Genomic DNA, 18,312 nt, shown 5'->3' with positions numbered 1-18,312 from the left:
ACGCGGCGGCGAAGACCGCGGCCGCGCGGGTCGTCACAGCCGGTACCCGACACCGGGCACGGTCTCGATGACCGGCGGATCGCCCAGCTTCTTGCGCAGCGTCATCATGGTCACCCTGACGACGTTGGTGAACGGGTCGATGTTCTCGTCCCACGCCTTGTCGAGCAGGTCCTCCTGGCTGACGACGGCGCCCTCGGCCCGCATCAGCTCCTCCAGCACCGCGAACTCCTTCTTGGTGAGGTGGATCTCGGCCCCGTCCCTCGTCACCTGGCGCCTGCCCGGGTCGAGCCGGATGCCGGCGCGCTCCAGCACCGGCGGCAGCGCCGGCGCGGACCTGCGGCCGAGCGCACGCACCCGGGCCACGAGCTCCATGAACACGAACGGCTTGGCGAGGTAGTCGTCGGCGCCGAGCTCCAGCCCCTCGACCTTCGCGTCCACGTCGCCCGCGGCCGTCAGCATGATGATCCGCGAGGCCGAACGCTGGGCGACCAGCCGGCGGGCGACCTCGTCACCGTGCACCCTGGGCAGGTCGCGGTCGAGCACGATGACGTCATAGTCGATGTAGCCGGTCTTCTCCAGAGCGGCGGCGCCGTCGTAGGCGACGTCCACGGCCATCGCCTCCCGGCGGAGGCCGGTGGCGATCGCGTCCGCGAGCACCCGCTCGTCCTCCACCACAAGCACGCGCATCAAGTCCTCCTAGCTGGTAAGACGCCCTCATTGTGGTCATATTCGACGTAAGCCGCCGGTAAGGGGTTCCGGCACTCTACGTGACGTAGAGCACAAAAATTCACAGGTTTACGGTCGCTCCGGACATGGGTAAGGCCTCGGACACCCTCCATTGTCGTGTGCCGGGGAAGGGTGCGTCTCTCCGCAGGGATCCGCGCCGGAGCCCCCGTGACACGTTTCGCCCCCTGAGAAAGAAGGTGAGATGGGCGAGTTCACGACCACGATCGAAACCAGGCTCGACCAGGCCTACAAGGGTCTTGAAGAGGCCACTACGAGCGGGGACGACTTCCTCGCCGACACCCTCACCGCCGAGATCGAGGACCTGCACCGCCTCGCCGAGGATCACGGCATCTCCATCCAGCGCTGACCGCTACCGACACTGACGAGGGGGCCCGCCGATCGGCGGGCCCCCTCGCCTGTCTGTGCATCCGGCGAAGCCGGCGCGAACTCCACGGAAATTCACGGCGACTACGACGTGCGGGTGATCGACCGCCCTGTGTCGAGCTCGCCTCGTCCACGCCGAGCTTGAGCGGCCGGGCGATCGCCTCGGCGTTCGTCTCCAAGCCCGGGCCGTCGTGGTCTGCTCCTCGCTAGTCGCGCTCGGGGTCGAGGGGGACGAGCAGGTCGTGCAGTTCCTCGAAGAGTCCCGGGGCCGCGCACACGGTCATGTCGGGACCGACCGGCTTGCCGTTCAGGCCGCCGATCCGGGCCCCGGCCTCCACGGCGATCAGGCCCGCCGCCGCGTGGTCCCAGTAGTTGGTGCCGCGCTCGTAGTAGGCGTCGACGCGGCCCGTCGCGACCGAGCAGAGATCGACCGCGCAGGAGCCGCCGCGCCGGATGTCCCTGACCTGGGGCACCACCTGGGCCAGCACCTCGGCCTGCACCCGGCGGCGCCCGGCCGCGTAGCCGAACCCGGTGGCGACGAGGGCCTTGGCCAGCGGGACGCCGGTGTTGCAGCGCAGCCGCTCGCCCCTCAGCCAGGCGCCCCCGCCTTTCGACGCCGTGAACAGCTCGCCGCGCGGCACGTTGTGCACCGCTCCCGCGACGATCTCTCCGTCCACTTCGACGCCGATGCTGACCGCCCAGTCCGGCAGGCCGTACAGGAAGTTGACCGTGCCGTCGATGGGGTCGACGACCCACCGGACGCCGCCCTCGCCGGGGGTGTCGCCGCCCTCCTCGCCGAGGATCGCGTCGTGCGGCCTGGCCTCGGCGATCCTGCCGCGGATCAGCTCCTCCGCCGCCCGGTCGAGCGCGGTGACGACGTCGGTGGGGCTCGACTTGGTGGCGAGCACCTCGGGCCGCGCCGGCCGCTTGGCGAGGAGCATCTGCCCGGCCTCCTCCGCTATGCCGGTCGCCAGCTCCAGCAGCTCCTCCACCCGCGCGCGGTCATGCCGGTACTCTCGCTCGTCCATCCTGGCCTGCCCCCTCCTCGTACGTGCTCACACCGAAGCGGCCGACGCCCGGCTCGGGCGTCGGCCGCATGAGGGACATCCTCCCAAATCAGGATGTACCGCCATTCAACGGTCAGCTCAGGGACGGCGGCCGGGTCCACTCCTCGTCCAGGACGTGCTGGGACAGGAAGGCCAGAACGGTCTCGTACCAGGCGATCGCGTTGCCGGGCTTGAGCACCCAGTGGTTCTCGTCGGGGAAGTAGAGGAACTTCGACTCGACCCCCGAACGCTGGAGGTCCCACCACAGCCGCAGGCCCTCGCCGATCGGCACGCGGTAGTCCTTGTCGCCGTGGATCACCAGGATCGGCGTCCTGATCTCCCCGAGCGACCGGTGGGGCGACAGCCGGGCGTACCGGGCGGACCCGAGGACGCCGAACTCCCGCTGCCAGTAGTTCGCCCCGTCGGTGGTGCCCACGAACTGCTCCAGGTTCCACAGCGAGGCGTGCGTCACGATGGCGCGGAACCGGTCGGTGTGCCCGGCGACCCAGTTGGCCATGTAGCCGCCGAACGAGCCGCCCATCGCCGCCGTGCGCTGCTCGTCGATCTCCGGCCGCTTGAGGCACTCGTCCGTGATCGCCATGAGGTCGGCATGGGTCACCGGCCCCCAGTCGCCCCAGCCGCGCTGGAGCATGTCCTGGCCGTACCCGGTGGACAGGCAGGGGTCTGGCAGCAGCACGGCATAGCCGTGCCCGGCCATGAGCCAGGGGTTCCAGCGCCAGCTCCAGTCGTTCCAGCTCCCCAACGGGCCGCCGTGGATCCACAGCAGGAACGGCGCCGGGTCCTCGGCGGTCGCGTCCGCGGGGACGACCAGCCAGCCCCGGATCTCGGTCCCATCCTCGGCCGTCGCGACCACCTCGGTGAGCGTGCCGGGCAGGTCGAGCGGCGGCGTGGGCGAGGGCAGCGTGGTCACCGAGCCGTCGGCGGCGATCCGCACCGGCCGCGGCGGCGAGTCGACCGCGCCGCGCAGGGCGTAGACCGCGCCGTCCGGCGCCGGGCACAGCTCGGCGTAGGCGCCGTCGTCCGAGGTCACCCGGGTGACCTCACCGTCGAGGGGGACGCGGAAGACCGGCCTGCGGCCCCGCTGGTCGGCGGCGAAGAAGATCTCTCGCGAGGAGGGCGCCCACGCGACCGACGCGGGGAAGATCTCCCCGGCGACGGCCCGTCCCTCGCCGGTGGCCAGGTCGATCACCCACAGGTCGAGCGCGATCGGCATCTCCTCGGTGCCGTGCCGTTCCCGCAGGCAGGCGACGTACCGCCCGTCGGGCGACACCGTGACCGGCCCGGCGAAGTCGTGCCCGTCGGACGTCGCGAGCGTGCGCCGCGACCCGTCCGCCACGTCGATCGTGACCAGGTCCCAGCGGATGTCGCCGTTCGGGAGCGGCACCCGCCAGGTCGAGACCACGGTCCGCCCGTCCGGGGTGAGGTCGAACGACAAGTGCTCGTCCAGCGCGCCGCCGGGCTCCGGAGTGAGGTCCCGCACGTCCTCCAGTCCCTCGCGCACGGCGCGGCCCGCGAAGAACCGGTTCTGCGCCGGGCCGAGGTCGTGGTCCCAGTAGCGCACCGGGTAGCCCTCGTGCAGGATCGCGCTCACCCCGGCCTCCTCACGGGCCTTGCGGCGCTCCTCCTCGGTGCCGGCGTCGCCGGGCAGCACCTGCGAGGTGTGGACGACCGCGTCGCCCGCCGCCCGCACCGCGCCGATCCCGCCGGGGCGGGTGGCGAGGCGCACCGGCTCGCCGCGCTCGGGCAGCAGCCACAGGGCGGCGCTGTCGCCGCCGCTCTCCTTCGCCGTCTCGTCGGGCCGCCGTGAGACGAAGAACAGGGTCCCGTCGGGGGCGAACTCGGCCCCCGCCTCTCCCTTCGCCGACCGGGTCAGCCGGCGGGGCTCGCCTCCGGGGTCCTGGGGGATCTCCCACAGCGCGGTGCCGTACGACTTGCCGTCGGGGTTGAGCGACTGGACCACGGACACGAGCCGGGTCCCGTCGGGCGACAGCCGCAGGGCGTTCACGCGCGGCAGGGCCATGTATTCGCGGATATCCGGAAATTGGCTCACCGCTCGAACCTACTCGCAGACACGCTGCCCGCCCAAGCGATACAGGCGCGGGCGGAACCGTCGTACCGTCCGCGTAAGGTGTGGCGCATGGGGAGCACCAACGGATACGACGCCCTGCTGGTCGTCTCCTTCGGAGGGCCGGAGAAACCCGAGGACGTCATGCCGTTCCTGGAGAACGTCGTGCGCGGCCGGGGCGTGCCGCGCGAGCGGCTGCTGGAGGTCGAGGCGCACTACCAGGGGTTCGGCGGGATCAGCCCGATCAACCAGCAGTGCCGTGACCTGATCGCCGCGCTCGACGTGGACCTGCCGGTCTACTGGGGCAACCGCAACTGGCACCCGTTCCTCGAGGACACGGTGCTGCGGATGAAGGAGGACGGCGTCCGCAAGGCGGCGGCCTTCGTCACGGCGGCCTACAGCTCCTACTCCAGCTGCCGGCAGTACCTGGACGACATCGCCCGTGCCCGCGCCGCCGTCCCCGGCGCCCCGGAGATCGTCAAGCTCCGCCACTACTACGACCACCCCGGCTTCATCGCGGCGATGGCCGACCACACCCGCGAGGCCCTCGACCGGCTGCCCGCCGACGCCCGCGAGCAGGCCCGCCTCGTGTTCACCGCGCACAGCATCCCCGTCTCCATGGCCCGCACGGCCGGGCCCACGGGGGGCGCGTACGAGGCTCAGCTCAGGCGAACCGCCGAGCTGGTGACCGATCAGGCCGGTCAGGCACGGCCGGGCGAGGGGCGGGCCTGGGATCTGGTCTGGCAGAGCCGCAGCGGCCCGCCGCAGGTGCCCTGGCTGGAGCCCGACGTGTGCGACCACCTGGAGGCGCTGCACGCCGAGGGCGTTCGGTCGGCCGTCCTGGTGCCCATCGGGTTCGTCTCCGATCACATGGAGGTCGTCTACGACCTCGACGTCGAGGCGGCGGCCACGGCCGACAAGCTCGGCATGGCCGTCACCAGGGCCTCGACCGCGGGCACCCATCCCCGGTTCGTGTCGATGGTGTCCGAGCTGCTCGCCGAACCCGAGCCCGCCTCCTGCCCCGCCGCCTGCTGCCCGGCGCCCGTACGGCCCGCCCGCCCGCAGGCCTGATCCCGGGAACGCGCGTCGGGTCGAGGAGCGGCACGGGATTCGTGAGGACCGCGGATTCCTCTGGGCGCGGCGACCGGCCCGGGCCGAGGCGCGTGGGCACCCGGCACCAGGACGCGAATCAGGCGCTACGCCGGTCGCCGCGCGCGCCGTCCGCGGCACCGGTGCGGCTCGCCGCCGGCGACATCGCCTGACGAGCCCGGTCAGGACGCGGTCCTCGACCGGCTGCTCGACCTGGTGCTCGTGCCGGCGTTGCGGGCGTGGTGCGCCAGGCCGGTGGCGCCCCACCCGCGCGGGACATGCCGGCCTCGGCGGCCGGCGCCGCGACCGTCCACCGGCGTGCGGGGTTTTCGTGCAGGAGGCGTAGCGGGGCCCCGACGGCGGGATCGCCGAGCGCCCGATACCAGGAGGCCGCCTTCGCCTTCAGCGTGGTGTTCAAGCGCGCCCGCGGCGTCAGCCCTTCGGCCTGGCGCGGGCAGTGGCGGTAAGAATCGGGGCGCTGAGCGGGCGCGCCGCCGGCGCCCGGGGTCATGAGGCGTACGCGCGGGCGTAGGCGTCGGCGAGGGACAGGACCTTGTTCACGTAGTCCCAGGAGTGGTTGTAGAACCAGACGGCCTTCCTGAGCTTCTCGCCGCCGGCGCCGGCTCCGTTGGCGCACAGGTATTTGGCGGCCGAGGGCACCGCGTCATAGGGGCTCCAGATGTCCGCCTCGCCGTCGCCGTCGCCGTCCACGCCGTACGCCTTCCAGGTGGCGGGCATGAACTGCATCGGCCCGAGCGCCCCCGCGGACGAGGGGCCGTTGTTGCGGCCGTGGCTGCTCTCGACCTGGCCGATGGCGGCGAGGACGGTCCACGAGAGGCCGGGGCAGACGGTGGCCGCCCGCTGGTAGAGGTCCAGGTAGCTGCCGGGCCGTCCCACCAGCGCCTGTCCCGGGGTGGCCGTCGCCCGCGGCCGGACCGCGGCCTGCCCGACCCTGGCGACCTGCGCGCCCTTGCCGAGCAGGCGCTTGACCGCCGTGTCGCTCACCTCGCCCGGATCGCCGTGGACCAGCACCACGACGCCGCCGGGGAAGCCGAGCCTGCGCCCCAGGTCCTGGCTGACCAGGCCGTCCACGCCGGGCAGCCCGAGCGAGACCGAGGCCGCGACGCGCAGCTTGGGGCCGCGGTCGATCTGGTATTCCGCCCCGAGCACCATGCCGAGCCGCTTGATCGTGGCCGCGTCGGCGACCAGCTCGCCCCGCGCGAGCGCGCTCCACACCTCGGGGTGGTCGGCCACCCGCTTGGGCGTCCACGACCGGAACGTGGCCGGGTCGACCGCGAGCAGCCGCAGGGCCGTGCCCGACACGTGGACCGCGCCGCCGTCGGCGAGCGCCACCTTCTGCACATGCCGCAGCTTGGCGATCTTCAGCAGGGTGCGCTCCGGCACCCGCTTCGGGGAGATCGCCAGCAGGTGCGGCGGCGTGACCTGCACGCCGGGCCCGCCGACGACGGGTGCGCTCGACGGCAGCGTGCGGTCGGGCACGAGGCCGCCCGGCGTCGCCCGCGCCGCCGGAGAGGGGTCCGCCCGCGTCCCGTCGGTCTCCGCCGGTGTCGCGTCCCGTCCGGGCCGGCCGCCGCCGGCCGCCAGCGCGCCCCTTTCCGGGTAGGTGACCAGGAAAGCGGTGCCCGCGGCGATGACGGTCAGGATCACGACCGCGAGGCCGGTCACGATCGGGCGGAGCCGCACGGAGACGGTACGAGTGGGCGATCTCACCTCAGACCTCGCACCCCCGACGCGGAAAAAATCACTTGCCTCATGATATGCGGGTAGGCGATAACCGAACCGGAGACAACCGCCGTCCGCGTGTCCCGGGGTCGCCCCGGGGCCGCCGCCGCTGTCGAACGGCCGGCCCGGACGCACACGCACCACCGTGCGGAAGGGAAACACACCATGGTCGGGCCGTATCGCGGGCTTTTCGGCACGCCCGGAGTCAAGGGCTTCGTCATCGCGGGGTTCATCGGGCGGGCGCCCATGTCGATGCTCGGCATCGGCGTCATCCTGCTGATCTCCGCCGTCACCGGGTCGTACGCGACCGCCGGGGCGGTCTCGGCGGCCGTCTCGCTCGCGTTCGCCGTCGCCGCGCCTCTGTCGGGGCGGCTGGTGGACCGGTTCGGCCAGGCGAGGGTCCTCGTCCCGTTCGTCCTCCTGCACGCCGTCTCGATCACCGCCCTGATGCTGTGCGCGCACGCCGGGGCCCCGCGATGGACGCTGTACGCCACGGGCGTGGCGTCCGGGGCGACCGGCCTGTCGCTGGGCTCGATGGTCCGGGCCCGCTGGTCGCACGTGCTCAAGGACCCCACCCGGCTGCACACCGCGTTCTCGTTCGAGTCGGTGGCCGACGAGGTGATCTTCGTCGGCGGGCCGGCCTTCGTGACCGCGCTCACCACGGGCGTGAACGTCTACGCCGGGCTGATCGCCACCATCGTCCTCGCCGTGTCGGGCACCCTCGCCTTCGCCTGCTTCCGCGGCACGGAACCGCCGGCCGTACGCCACCGCGCCGCGGGCCGGTCCCCGATCGCGATCCCCGGCGTCGCGATGCTGTCGGCCGTCTTCCTCGCCATGGGGGCGGTGTTCGGCTCGATCGACATCATCACGGTCGCCTTCGCCGACGAGCGCGGCAGCAAGGCGGCGTCCGGCTTCCTGCTCGCCTCGATCGCGGCCGGCAGCATGGTCTCCGGCCTCTGGTTCGGCTCCCGCCAGTGGAAGATCAGCCTGCGCAGCCGGTTCGTCCGCGGCCTGTCGCTGTTCGCGGCAGGGCTCACGCCCGTGCTGCTGATGAACGACATCCGGGCGATGGTCCCGGCGCTCTTCCTCGCCGGTCTGTCGATCTCCCCCACGCTGATCACCGGGTTCTCCCTCGTCGAGCGGATGGTCCCGGCCGAGCAGCTCACCGAGGGCATGGCGTGGATCTCCACCGCACTCGGCCTCGGGGTGGCCGCAGGCGCGTGGGCGGGCGGGCGGCTGACCGATCTGTTCGGCGCGTCCAACGCGTACGGTTTCTCCTACGCCTGCGCGCTACTCGCGGTGGTGGCGGGCCTCGGCGGCTCCGCGCTGGTCCGCAGGCGTCAGTACACCGGCTGAGGCGGCCGGCCCCGTAGGCAGCCGGGCTATTCATGAGTAGTGTTCATGTTCACTCCGGGGCAGGTGCCGGGGCGAGGAGGAGCATGGACGCCTTCGTCAACTGGGCGCGCAACCAGTCGGTCACCCCCGCGGAGGTCCGCACCCCCGCGTCCGCGGCCGAGGTCGCCGGCGCCGTACGGGACGCCGCGAAGACGGGACGGCGGGTCCGCATGACCGGCACCGGGCACTCGTTCACGGGGGTCGCGCTCACCGACGGCGTCCTGCTGCGGCCCGGCGCGCTGGCCGGCGTGCTCGACGTGGGCGAGGGCTGGGTCAAGGTCGCCGCGGGCACCCCGCTCCACGCGCTGAACGAGGAACTCCACCGGCGCGGCCTGGCGCTGGCCAACATGGGCGACATCACGGCGCAGACCGCCGCGGGAGCGATCCAGACCGGGACCCACGGCACCGGCAGGCACGTCGGCGGCCTCGCCGACCAGGTCGTCGAGCTGGAGATGGTCCTCGCCGACGGCTCCGTGACGACCGTTCGCGAGGGCGACCTGTTCGACGCGGCCCGGGTGGGCCTCGGCGCGCTGGGCGTCCTGACCGCGGTCACCTTCCGGGTCGAGCCCGCGTTCCTGCTGCGGGCCCGCCGCGAGCCGATGGCGTTCAGCGAGATCCTCGAGACGCTCGACGACCTGACCGAGTCCGACGACCATCTCGACTTCTTCTGGCTCCCGCACACCGACACCTGCCTGGTCAAGCGCAACAACCGGGACCCGGGACCGGCCCGCCCGCCCGCGGCGTTCAAGCGGTGGCTCGACAACGTCTTCCTGGAGAACACGCTGTTCGGCGCGGCCTGCGCCCTCGGGGCGCGCTTCCCGTCCGCGGTCCCCGCGATCAACGGGATCTCCGCGCGCGCGCTCGGCGCGTCGGAGTGCGTCGACACCTCCTACCGGGTGTTCACCTCGGTGCGCGAGGTCCGCTTCCTGGAGATGGAGTACGCCGTTCCGCGCCACCACCTCGCCCAGGCGCTGCGGGAGACGCGGGACCTCGTGGAGCGGTCGGGCTGGCCCGTCACCTTCCCGGTCGAGGTGCGCGTCACGCCGCCCTCGGACGCCTGGCTGTCCACGGCGTACGGCAGGCCCTCGGCGTACGTCGCCTGCCATGTCTACCGCCAGGCGCCCAACCCGGCGTACTTCGAGGGCGTGGAAGAGATCATGGTCAGGCTGGGTGGCCGGCCCCATTGGGGCAAACTGCACACCCGCGACGCGGACTACCTGCGTACCGTCTATCCGAGGTTCGGCGACTTCCTCGCCCTGCGCCGCGAGATGGACCCGGACGGGTTGTTCGCCAACGATTACCTCGACCGGGTGCTCGGCGCGTCGCGGGAGAGCTGACCCCATCGCCGCGTAAAGTCCCTCTCCACGGTCCGGCGTCTTCCGCGTGTCGCGTTGCCCGCGCCTCCCCCGGGGAAGGCACATTGCGGAGCACGGGCACACCAGAGCCCGGCGCGCCATTCGAACCCGAGGGAGAAGCAGGGATGAGACCCTCCCGCAGGTCCGGCCGCACGGCGTACGGCACGGTCACGGCGCCGTGCGCCGCATCCGCGCCGCGTGGACGGGCGGTGGGCGCGCACCACCTGAGGAGACACGACCCTCGCTCTCGCCTTCCGGGCCGGATCGGCGGCGTGGCCGCCGCCCCCGGCCTGCCGCTCCCGTACGACCGACAGGTTGCGGAAAGGTGAACGCGAAAAATGTGACCGGCGTCACAACACCTGCCTCGCCCCCTGGCGAGGCGATGTTCGGACATGCCGGGTACGGTGCTGGAAGGCAACCGGTTCACGCGAGAGACTCGAGGGTCCGGGGGAAGACAGAGCACGACGACGAAGGGACTCGCATGCAGGAGCTCCGTCTCGTCGCGGTGAGTGAGGACGGAACGTACCTCGTCCTGGCGACGGCCGGGCGGGGCACGCGCTTCACGCTGCCCGTCGACGACCGGCTCCGCGCTGCGGTCCGCGGCAACTTCTCCCGTCTCGGCCAGTACGAGATCGAAGTGGAGAGCCCGTTGCGTCCCAAGGAGATCCAGGCGCGCATCCGTGCCGGCGAGACGGCGGAGGAGATCGCCGCCACCGCCGGCATCCCGGTGGAGAGGGTCCGCTGGTTCGAGGGACCGGTTCTCCAGGAGCGCGAATACATGGCCCAGCAGGCCCAGCGGGTCTCGGTCCGGATGCCGGGCGAGACGACCCCCGGGCCCACCCTCGGCGAGCTGGTCGCCGAGCGGCTGACCCGGCGCGGCGTGCCCGCCGACGAGATCGACTGGGACTCCGCCAAGCGCGACGACAACCTGTGGCGGGTGCGGCTCGGCTTCGTCTGGAACGGTCACACCCGTCACGCCGAGTGGCTCTTCGACCCGCGCCGCCGCCACATCACCCCGAACGACGACGAGGCCATGCGCCTGTCGGCCGCCGAGTACGTCGAGCCGGACGCGGAGAGCGCCACCGTGCGGCCCTTCGTGCCCCGCCTCGCGTCCAAGCTCGCCCCGGTTCCGCCGCTGCCCGAGGAGACCTCTCCGGGCCGCGGCGAGCAGGGTTTCGGCGTGCCCGCCGTACGCTCCGAGCCCGCGCGGCCGGAACCGCTGCGGGCCGAGCCCGCCGCGCTGGCCGAGCACGTGCCGCCGCCGCGGCTGAGCCCGCCGCTCCGCGCGGAGTCCGGGAGGCCCGAGCCCGGCGGCCGTCCCGAGCCGTACGCGGACGAGCCGTCGGCGTACCGGCCGGAACTGACCCCGGTGCCCTTCCGGCTGCCGCAGTCGCTCATCGCCACCCCCGATCCCGCGCCTGCGCCGACCGGCCCCGAGACCGGAGTGGACAACCCGGCGCAGAGCGCCGGGGACTCCGCCGCGCCGCCGGCCGAGGTCGCCCGGATCGTTCCGGACGTGCGGGACGTATCGGATGTATCGGACCGGGAGACCGCCGGAGGCGGTGCGGGCCGCGAGAACGACCAGAACGCGACGCGGCAGCCCGACGCGGCGGGACAGCAGGACACCGTGGGCCGGCAGGACGTCGTGCAGGGTGAGTCGCGGACTTTCGCGGAGGCCACGCCCGCGCCCGTGGCGGGTGCCGACGCGCCGAGCCCGTCCGCCGGCGCGGCGGGTCCGGCCGGAGCCTCCGTCGAGCCGGGCACACCCCGGCCCACCACCGTGAACACCGATGAGGCGGCCGCCGCGGACGCGGCACCGGGCGCCACCCCCGCGACGCCACCCGGCGACGCGGCGGGCACGCAGGAGGCCGCGCGCCCCGCCACGCCGGATCCGGTGACCGCCGAGGACTCCACGACGACCGCCGATGCCGCGGCGGCCCCGAACGCCGCGGACACCGCGACCCCGCCCACCGCGGCGACAGGCCCCGCGACAGCCGACGTCCGAGCGACCGGTCCGGGGGCGACGGACGTCGCGACCGCCGGCACGGACGTCCCCGGCGCGCCCGGAGAGGCCGAGCACCCGGCCGTCGACGCCGGCAAGGCCACAGGCGAGGCCACGGACACGCCCGTGCACAAGGGCACGGACGAGGGCACGGACGAGGCCGGAGACAGTGCCGCGGACAGGGCCGAGGACGCGACGCCACCGGCGGTCGCCGTCCCGGAGTCCGCTCCGCCTCCGGCGCCCGCTCCGCCCTCGGAGTCCGCGGCAGAGTCCGCGGCAGAGTCCGCGGCGGAGGAATCGGCGGCCCCGCCTGCGGCCGTCACCGCACCGGCGAGCGAGCCCGCGCAGAGCGAGCCCGCGGAGCCGCCTGCGGTCTCCTCCGCTCCGGTCACACCCGCGGCTCCGGCGGCCCCGGCCGCGCAGGCTCCCGCGCAACCCGCCGCCGAGGCCCCGGCCGCTCAGCAGGCCCCGGCGGCCCCGGCCGCGCAGGCTCCCGCGCAACCCGCCGCCGAGGCCCCGGCGGCTCAGGCTCCCGCCGCCGCCCCGGCGTCGCGGGCGGGAGATGCCGGGAAGCGCGCGGGCGACGGATCCAAGGACGGCGCGAAGGAGGCGCAGAAGGAGGGTCCGAAGGACACCAAGCCCGAGACCCCCGCCCCGCCGGTGCCGAAGCCGGCTCCGCCGCGTCCCCGCAAGTCGCGCGGACGCCGGGCCTCGGTGCCGACCTGGGACGAGATCATGTTCGGCGCCCGCAAGCAGGACTGACCCCGCGTGACGTCGCGCCCGCGAATTCTGCGGGCGACGCCGGCCGCGGCATCGGCTGTCTGACCACCCGGCGAGGAAAGGCCGGCGGTGAGTACGCGAACTCGCCGCCGGCCTTCGCTCTGTCCGGACGCCGGCGGCTGAAACGGCGGCCGCCGAAGGCGCCTCACCCGTCGCGACCGGACCAACGGCGTACGCGCGGGCGGGGCGAGGAGGGCGGCGAGCGTCGCGACGGTGACGCTCACGGGCTCCCGGTCGCCGTACGCCATAAGGCCACAGTTGTCAGGTTGCTCCCTCCTATGGCGGATGAGGCGCGCCCGCACCTTCTATGATCGTCAATGCTGGTGGATCACTGATCGCGCGAAGGGCGACGAATGACGGAGACGGGGCGCGTTCCGGCAGGTGTGAATCCAAAAATTCCGAGCGTGGCGCGCATCTACGACTACTTCCTCGGCGGCAAGGACAACTTCGCCTCCGACCGTGAGTCGGCCGAGCAGGTCATCCGCCTCGGCCGCGAGCAGGGGTACGACATCCCCGCGCTGGCCCGCGCCAACCGCGCCTTCCTGGTGCGGGTGGTCAGGGAACTGGCCGAAGCGGGCGTTCGCCAGTTCCTCGACATCGGGACCGGCCTGCCCACCCAGCAGAACGTGCACCAGGTCGCCGCGACGTTCGGTCCCGGTTCCCACACCGTCTACGTGGACAACGATCCGACGGTTCTCGTGCACGCACGCGCCCTCCTCGCCGACACGCCCAACACCATCGTGGTGGAGGGGGATCTGCACCGGCCCGGCGAGATCCTCGCCGACGAGCGGATCCGCGCGCACCTGGACTTCAGCCGGCCGGTGGCGATCCTCGCGCTGGCGGTCCTGCACTTCTTCACCGACGACGCGGAGGTGAGCCGGATCGTCTCGAGTCTGCGGGACGGGCTGCCCTCCGGTGGCTACCTCGCCATCTCCCACACCTATGTCCGGCGTTCCGACCAAGCCAAGGTGGAGCAGGCGCAGTCGGTCTACGGCAAGACCCCCGCCGGGGGCTTCGTGCACCGTGAACCCGAGGAGCTCGCCGCCCTGCTGGACGGCATGGAGGTGCTTGAGCCCGGCGTCGTGCCCGTCGAGCTCTGGCGTCCCCGCCACGACCAGTACCCGGGCGACCCCGGCAACAGCGGCTACATCGGAGTCCTGGCCCGCAGGCCCTGAGGCTCCGGCGCCCTCTTCTCCTTCTCAGCACGCCGTCAGCGGTATGTCAGCGGCCGGCGGCCGCCCTCAGCGCCTCCTCAGGGCCCTGTCAGCGCCGTCCGGCAGCGTGGAGCCGTACGACTCGACGGACGACTGAGGAGAGGCCGTGAGATACGCCATCCAGGCCGAGGGCCTGGCGAAACGGTACGGAGAGACGAGGGCGCTGGACGGGGTGGACCTGGAGGTGCCGCAGGGCCGTCTCCTGGGCGTACTCGGCCCCAACGGGGCCGGGAAGACCACGGCGGTGCGGATCCTGGCGACGCTCGTGCGGCCGGACGGGGGCGGGGCGCGCGTGGCCGGGTTCGACGTGGTCCGGCAGGCGCACCAGGTGCGCTCGCTGATCGGGCTGACCGGGCAGTATGCCGCACGCCGCCGTCGACGAGACCCTGACCGGGGTCGAGAACCTTGTGATGATCGGGCGCCTGCTGGGCCTGACGAGGGCCGACGCCCGGCGCCGGGCCGACGCCCTGCTCGACCGCTTCGCGCTCACAGGCGCGGGCGGGCGGGCGGCCAAAACCTACTCGGGCGGCATGCGCCGCCGGCTCGACCTCGCCGCCGGCCTCGTCGGCCGCCCGCAAGTGCTCTTCCTGGACGAGCCGACGACCGGACTGGACCCGCGCCACCGCACCGAGCTGTGGGGCGTCGTCCGCGGTCTGCGGGACGAGGGTGTGACGGTCCTGCTCACCACGCAGTACCTGGAGGAGGCCGACCAGCTCGCGGACGACATCGTGGTGGTCGATCACGGGAAGGTGATCGCGAGCGGCACGCCGGACGGCCTGAAGGCGGCGACGGGCGGCCAGGTCCTGGAGGTGCGGCCCCTCGATGCCGCCCACCTCGATCTCGTCCGCCGCGTGGTGGCCGACGTGCTCGACGCCTCGCCGGAGGTCTCCCAGGGCCAGGTCGCCGCCCCGGTGCACGACCCCGCGGCCGTCCCCGTGATCGTACGGCGCCTCGACGACCTCGACGTGGTCGCGGCGGAGCTGTCGCTGCGCCGGGCCAGCCTCGACGAGGTGTTCCTCGCCCTGACCGGCCACCGCACCCAGGCCGAGGAGCAGGACGAAGAGCAGGACGAGGCCGCGGCATGAGGCCGCGACGGGAGTCACAGGACGCGCGAAGCCACGAGGAGAGACCATGACCACGATCACCCGGACCGCGCCCGCGGCGGCCCCCCGTCCGAATGCGGTGGCCGCTCTGCGTCACACGATGACGCTCGCCTGGCGCAGCCTGGTGCAGATCAAGCACAACCCGATGGAGCTGATCGACCTCAGCGTGCAGCCGATCATGTTCCTGCTGCTGTTCACCTACGTGTTCGGCGGCGCGATCGCGGGCTCCACGGGTGACTACCTGCAGTTCGCGCTGCCCGGCTTGGTCGCGCAGAACATGCTGTTCGCGAGCATGACCACGGCCGTCGGGCTGAACGTCGACATCACCAAGGGCGTGTTCGACCGGCTGCGCAGCCTGCCGATCTCCCGCTCCGCCCCGCTGGCCGGGCGCATCGTCGCCGACACGCTGAAGCAGGTGTGGGCGTTCGCCCTGTTCCTCGGGCTCGGCCTGGTGCTCGGCTTCCGGGTGCACACGGGCGTCGCCGGAGTGCTCGGCGCGCTCGCGCTGCTGCTGGCGTTCGCGCTCGCGATGTCGTGGACGGCGGTGCTCGTGGGGGTGACGGCGGCGAGCATGGAGAAGGTCCAGATCCTGATGTTCTCGCTGATGATGCCGATCACCTTCACCAGCAACGCCTTCGTCGCCACCGACACCATGCCGGCGTGGCTGCAGAAGTGGGTGGAGATCAATCCGGTCGGCCATCTGGCGGACGCCGTCCGCGGCCTGCTCGGGGGCGGGCCGGTGGCGTCGGACGCCACGATCTCACTGCTGTGGGCCGCGGGCATCGCCGTCGTCTTCGCCCCGCTCGCCGTACGCGCCTTCCGCACCCGCGCCTGAGGCCCGCACACCTGATCTCTCACGTCCTGCCGAACGTGAGCGCCAGCACGGCGTCCCGGCTCATGCCGCGCCCGCGCTCGCGGCACCGGGAGAACTCCCCGGGCCCGAGCGCGGCCCGCGCCGCGGCGGCCACCCGCCGATGGTCGAAGCTCAGGTCGTGGGCGAAGCCGCGGATGGCCTCCGCCCCGCCGAGGATGGCGGCGGCCCGCGCGTGGTCACCGTCGCGGGCGGCGAGCGCCGCGTGCCCGACGAGCACGTGCCCGATGACCGGGGCGTCGCTGGACTCCACGGCGACGGTCAGCGCCTTGTCGCTGGGCGCCCTCAAGCCGCTGGCCGGACAGCCACCAGTACCATCCGAGTCCGCCGACCAGGCGCAGCGCGAGGTCCGCCTCTGCCTCCTCGCAGGCCCATCGGAGGGCCGCCGACAGGTTGTCGTGTTCGGCCGACAGCCGGGCCAGCCACTCGAGCTGTTCCGCCCGGCGCAGGTGCGGCTCGGCGGCCTCGGCGAAGCGGGCGAAGAACTCGGCGTGGGCGAGCCGCACGGGCCGCTCGTCGCCCGACTCGGCCAGACGTTCCGCGGCGTACGCCTTGATCGTCTCCAGCATGCGGTAACGCCCGCCGTCGAACGCGACCAACGACTTGTCGACCAGCCTGCCGAGCACGTCGATGTCGCCCTCGCAGACCTGCTCGGCCGCCTCCAGCGTGGCCCCGCCCGCGAACACCGCCAGCCGCGCCGCGAGCGCGCGCTCGCCGGCGTCGAGCAGGTCCCAGCTCCACTCCACGACGGCGCGGAGCGGGTGGCGGGGCATCGCCGTACGGCTCCCGCCGGTGAGCAGCCGGAACCGGTCACCGAGCCGGTCGGCGATCTGCCCTGCCGACAGCGTGCGGAACCTGGCGGCGGCCAGTTCGATGGCGAGCGGCATGCCGTCGAGTTCGCGGCAGATGCGCTGAACGGCGTCGCGCTCGCCGTCGTCCACCACGTAGCCGGGCCGTACGGCGGCCGCCCGCTCGGCGAACAGCCGCACGGCGTGACCGGCGCCGAGCGGGCCGACGGGCCACAGCCTCTCGCCGGTGATGCCGAGCGGCTCACGGCTGGTGGCGAGGATTCGCACGCCGGGGAATTCGGCGAGGAGCCGGTCGGCGAGCGCGGCGGCCGGCTCGACCACGTGTTCACAGTTGTCCAGCACGATCAGCGTGTCGCGCGCCGCCAGAGCGGAGACGAGACGGGTCGCCGGGTCGGACTCCCCGCCCTGCCCGGACGGCATGGCGGGCGCGGACGACATGACGGGCACTGGGCGCACGGGCACCAGGCCGGTGTCGCGCAGGCCGAGCGCGGTCAGGACGGCCTGCGGCACCTCCGCCGCGTCCCCGACCGGCGCGAGCTCGACCAGCCAGACGCCGTCGGGCACGCCGGCGGCGAGCGCCTCGGCCGACTCCACCGCGAGCCTCGTCTTGCCCGCCCCGCCCGGGCCGAGCAGCGTGACCAGGCGGTCGGCGGCGAGGAGCGCGCCGATCCGGCCGACGTCGTCGTCGCGGCCGACGAAGCTGGTCAGCCGGGCCCGCAGATTGCCCTGTCGCGGCGGGCGCGGCGGCCGCGGGTCGCCGGTGCGCAACGTGCCGGCCGGCACCGGGGACGGGCCGCAACCGGACTCTCCCCTCAGCATCGCGAGGTGGAGCCCGGCCAGCGCGGGTGAGGGGTCGGCCCCGAGCCGCTCGGCGAAGACCGACCGGGCCACCTCGTAGGCGGCCAGGGCTTCGACCCGGCGGCCCGCCCCGTAAAGGGCGCGCATGAGCTGCCCGTGCGGCCGTTCCCGCAGCGGGTCGGCGGTGACGAGCAGCCGCAGCTCCGGGACCAGGTCGGCGTGCCTGCCCAGGGCGAGCTCCGCTTCGATCCTGTCCTCCGTGGCCGCGGTCCTGAGCTCCTCCAGGCGGGCCACCTCGGCCTCGGCGTTCGGCAGGTCGGTCAGCGGAGCGCCGCGCCACAGGCCGAGCGCCTCCCGCAGCAGGTGGGCGGCGCGGCCCGGGTCGCCCTCGGCGAGCGCGCCCGCACCTTCCCGGGCGAGGCGGGCGAACAGGTGCAGGTCCACCTGATCGGGTGAGACGTCCAGGCGATAGCCGGAGGACCCGCCGGCCACCAGGCCGCGGCCGACCGTGGCCCGCAACCGGGACACCAGCGCCTGCAGGGCGTTCCCCACGCCGGGGGGCGGACGGTCGTCCCACACCCCCGCCACGAGCGCCTCGGTGGACACCGTGCGACCGGCGTCGAGCAGCAGGAGCGTCAGCAGGGCGCGCAGCCGCCGCCCGCCGACCTCGACCGGCCGCCCGTCGCGTCGTACGTCGAGGGGACCCAGAACGGCGAAGCCGATGCCCGCTCCCGGCGTGTCCCCCTGCATGTCTCGATTGTGGCGGATCAGGGCGCTCACGGCTGACACCCCTCCATGCCGGTTCCGGCCACGTACGGATCGATTCGGGAGAACCCAGAGGTCAACGGCCCGCACGGGTCCGGTCATCGGTACGGATCACCGCGATCCGGTCGGGGCACCTGTCCAATCCG

Annotated in this window: 14 protein-coding genes and 1 pseudogene; 9 read left to right on the top strand and 6 right to left on the bottom strand. The window is 73.5% G+C overall.

What is annotated here, in order from left to right; all coding sequences use genetic code 11:
- Positions 1-33: 33 nt before the first annotated feature.
- Entirely contained in the window at positions 34-687 is a 654-nt protein-coding gene (locus AB0O28_RS10445; RefSeq protein WP_363638514.1) for a response regulator transcription factor, read from the bottom strand.
- A 241-nt stretch (positions 688-928) separates the two neighbouring features.
- Here AB0O28_RS10445 and AB0O28_RS10440 point away from each other — a divergent pair, with 241 nt between their 5' ends.
- A complete protein-coding gene (locus tag AB0O28_RS10440) occupies positions 929-1,093 on the top strand; it encodes a hypothetical protein (RefSeq protein WP_179155445.1) in 165 nt (54 codons plus the stop codon).
- A 223-nt stretch (positions 1,094-1,316) separates the two neighbouring features.
- Here AB0O28_RS10440 and AB0O28_RS10435 read toward each other — a convergent pair whose 3' ends face one another.
- Together AB0O28_RS10435 and AB0O28_RS10430 are read right to left on the bottom strand one after the other, a co-directional pair.
- Positions 1,317-2,138: an inositol monophosphatase family protein gene (locus AB0O28_RS10435; RefSeq protein ID WP_363638512.1), complete on the bottom strand. Its 822-nt coding sequence runs from the start codon at positions 2,136-2,138 to the stop codon at positions 1,317-1,319.
- Positions 2,139-2,250: 112 nt separating this feature from the next.
- Positions 2,251-4,197, bottom strand: coding sequence for a S9 family peptidase (locus AB0O28_RS10430; protein ID WP_363638510.1), 1,947 nt, complete (start codon positions 4,195-4,197; stop codon positions 2,251-2,253).
- A gap of 117 nt (positions 4,198-4,314) precedes the next feature.
- Between AB0O28_RS10430 and AB0O28_RS10425 the strand changes: the two genes are divergently transcribed.
- Both AB0O28_RS10425 and AB0O28_RS10420 read left to right on the top strand, forming a co-directional pair.
- A complete protein-coding gene (locus AB0O28_RS10425; RefSeq protein ID WP_363638508.1) occupies positions 4,315-5,313 on the top strand; it encodes a ferrochelatase in 999 nt (332 codons plus the stop codon).
- 54 nt (positions 5,314-5,367) lie between these two features.
- Positions 5,368-5,844, top strand: a complete 477-nt coding sequence (locus AB0O28_RS10420) for a cupin domain-containing protein (RefSeq protein WP_363639150.1) — start codon at positions 5,368-5,370, stop codon at positions 5,842-5,844.
- On the opposite strand, the gene AB0O28_RS10415 is transcribed toward AB0O28_RS10420, so the two are convergent.
- Positions 5,839-7,035 (bottom strand): lytic transglycosylase domain-containing protein, encoded by a 1,197-nt coding sequence (locus tag AB0O28_RS10415; protein ID WP_363638506.1) that lies wholly within the window; start codon positions 7,033-7,035, stop codon positions 5,839-5,841. The genes AB0O28_RS10420 and AB0O28_RS10415 overlap by 6 nt on opposite strands.
- Before the next feature lie 204 nt (positions 7,036-7,239).
- On the opposite strand from AB0O28_RS10415, the gene AB0O28_RS10410 reads away from it, so the two are divergent.
- The 6 genes and pseudogenes from AB0O28_RS10410 (at position 7,240) to AB0O28_RS10385 (ending at position 15,758) form a co-directional block, all read left to right on the top strand.
- Positions 7,240-8,430, top strand: a complete 1,191-nt coding sequence (locus AB0O28_RS10410) for an MFS transporter (RefSeq protein ID WP_363638504.1) — start codon at positions 7,240-7,242, stop codon at positions 8,428-8,430.
- Positions 8,431-8,513: 83 nt separating this feature from the next.
- Positions 8,514-9,806: a D-arabinono-1,4-lactone oxidase gene (locus tag AB0O28_RS10405; RefSeq protein WP_363638502.1), complete on the top strand. Its 1,293-nt coding sequence runs from the start codon at positions 8,514-8,516 to the stop codon at positions 9,804-9,806.
- A gap of 499 nt (positions 9,807-10,305) precedes the next feature.
- Positions 10,306-12,588 (top strand): septation protein SepH, encoded by a 2,283-nt coding sequence (gene sepH, locus AB0O28_RS10400; protein ID WP_363638500.1) that lies wholly within the window; start codon positions 10,306-10,308, stop codon positions 12,586-12,588.
- A gap of 371 nt (positions 12,589-12,959) precedes the next feature.
- Positions 12,960-13,781 carry an SAM-dependent methyltransferase gene (locus tag AB0O28_RS10395; protein WP_363638498.1) on the top strand — a complete coding sequence of 274 codons (822 nt, stop codon included), beginning with the start codon at positions 12,960-12,962 and terminating at the stop codon, positions 13,779-13,781.
- 145 nt (positions 13,782-13,926) lie between these two features.
- Positions 13,927-14,905: pseudogene (locus AB0O28_RS10390) on the top strand (ATP-binding cassette domain-containing protein).
- 46 nt (positions 14,906-14,951) lie between these two features.
- Positions 14,952-15,758, top strand: a complete 807-nt coding sequence (locus AB0O28_RS10385) for an ABC transporter permease (RefSeq protein WP_363638496.1) — start codon at positions 14,952-14,954, stop codon at positions 15,756-15,758.
- A 19-nt stretch (positions 15,759-15,777) separates the two neighbouring features.
- Here the strand turns inward: AB0O28_RS10385 and AB0O28_RS10380 are convergent, their stop codons facing one another.
- The gene (locus AB0O28_RS10380) at positions 15,778-16,014 is read right to left on the bottom strand and encodes a hypothetical protein (RefSeq protein ID WP_363638494.1); all 237 of its coding nucleotides are present in this window, start codon (positions 16,012-16,014) and stop codon (positions 15,778-15,780) included.
- Positions 15,974-18,151 carry a BTAD domain-containing putative transcriptional regulator gene (locus tag AB0O28_RS10375; RefSeq protein ID WP_363638492.1) on the bottom strand — a complete coding sequence of 726 codons (2,178 nt, stop codon included), beginning with the start codon at positions 18,149-18,151 and terminating at the stop codon, positions 15,974-15,976. The genes AB0O28_RS10380 and AB0O28_RS10375 overlap by 41 nt, the downstream gene beginning before the upstream one ends.
- Between the last annotated feature and the right edge of the window lie 161 nt (positions 18,152-18,312).

Origin of the sequence: Microbispora sp. NPDC088329, assembly GCF_040685655.1 — a bacterium.
Lineage (GTDB): Bacteria > Actinomycetota > Actinomycetes > Streptosporangiales > Streptosporangiaceae > Microbispora.
This window is presented reverse-complemented; position numbering and strand designations above follow the sequence as displayed.

Coding starts and splice junctions, on each gene's coding strand:
- AB0O28_RS10445 (WP_363638514.1), bottom strand. CDS start 687: ATGCGCGTGCTTGTGGTGGAGGACGAGCGGGTGCTCGCGGACGCGATC.
- AB0O28_RS10440 (WP_179155445.1), top strand. CDS start 929: ATGGGCGAGTTCACGACCACGATCGAAACCAGGCTCGACCAGGCCTAC.
- AB0O28_RS10435 (WP_363638512.1), bottom strand. CDS start 2,138: ATGGACGAGCGAGAGTACCGGCATGACCGCGCGCGGGTGGAGGAGCTG.
- AB0O28_RS10430 (WP_363638510.1), bottom strand. CDS start 4,197: ATGGCCCTGCCGCGCGTGAACGCCCTGCGGCTGTCGCCCGACGGGACC.
- AB0O28_RS10425 (WP_363638508.1), top strand. CDS start 4,315: ATGGGGAGCACCAACGGATACGACGCCCTGCTGGTCGTCTCCTTCGGA.
- AB0O28_RS10410 (WP_363638504.1), top strand. CDS start 7,240: ATGGTCGGGCCGTATCGCGGGCTTTTCGGCACGCCCGGAGTCAAGGGC.
- AB0O28_RS10405 (WP_363638502.1), top strand. CDS start 8,514: ATGGACGCCTTCGTCAACTGGGCGCGCAACCAGTCGGTCACCCCCGCG.
- sepH (WP_363638500.1), top strand. CDS start 10,306: ATGCAGGAGCTCCGTCTCGTCGCGGTGAGTGAGGACGGAACGTACCTC.
- AB0O28_RS10395 (WP_363638498.1), top strand. CDS start 12,960: ATGACGGAGACGGGGCGCGTTCCGGCAGGTGTGAATCCAAAAATTCCG.
- AB0O28_RS10385 (WP_363638496.1), top strand. CDS start 14,952: ATGACCACGATCACCCGGACCGCGCCCGCGGCGGCCCCCCGTCCGAAT.
- AB0O28_RS10375 (WP_363638492.1), bottom strand. CDS start 18,151: ATGCAGGGGGACACGCCGGGAGCGGGCATCGGCTTCGCCGTTCTGGGT.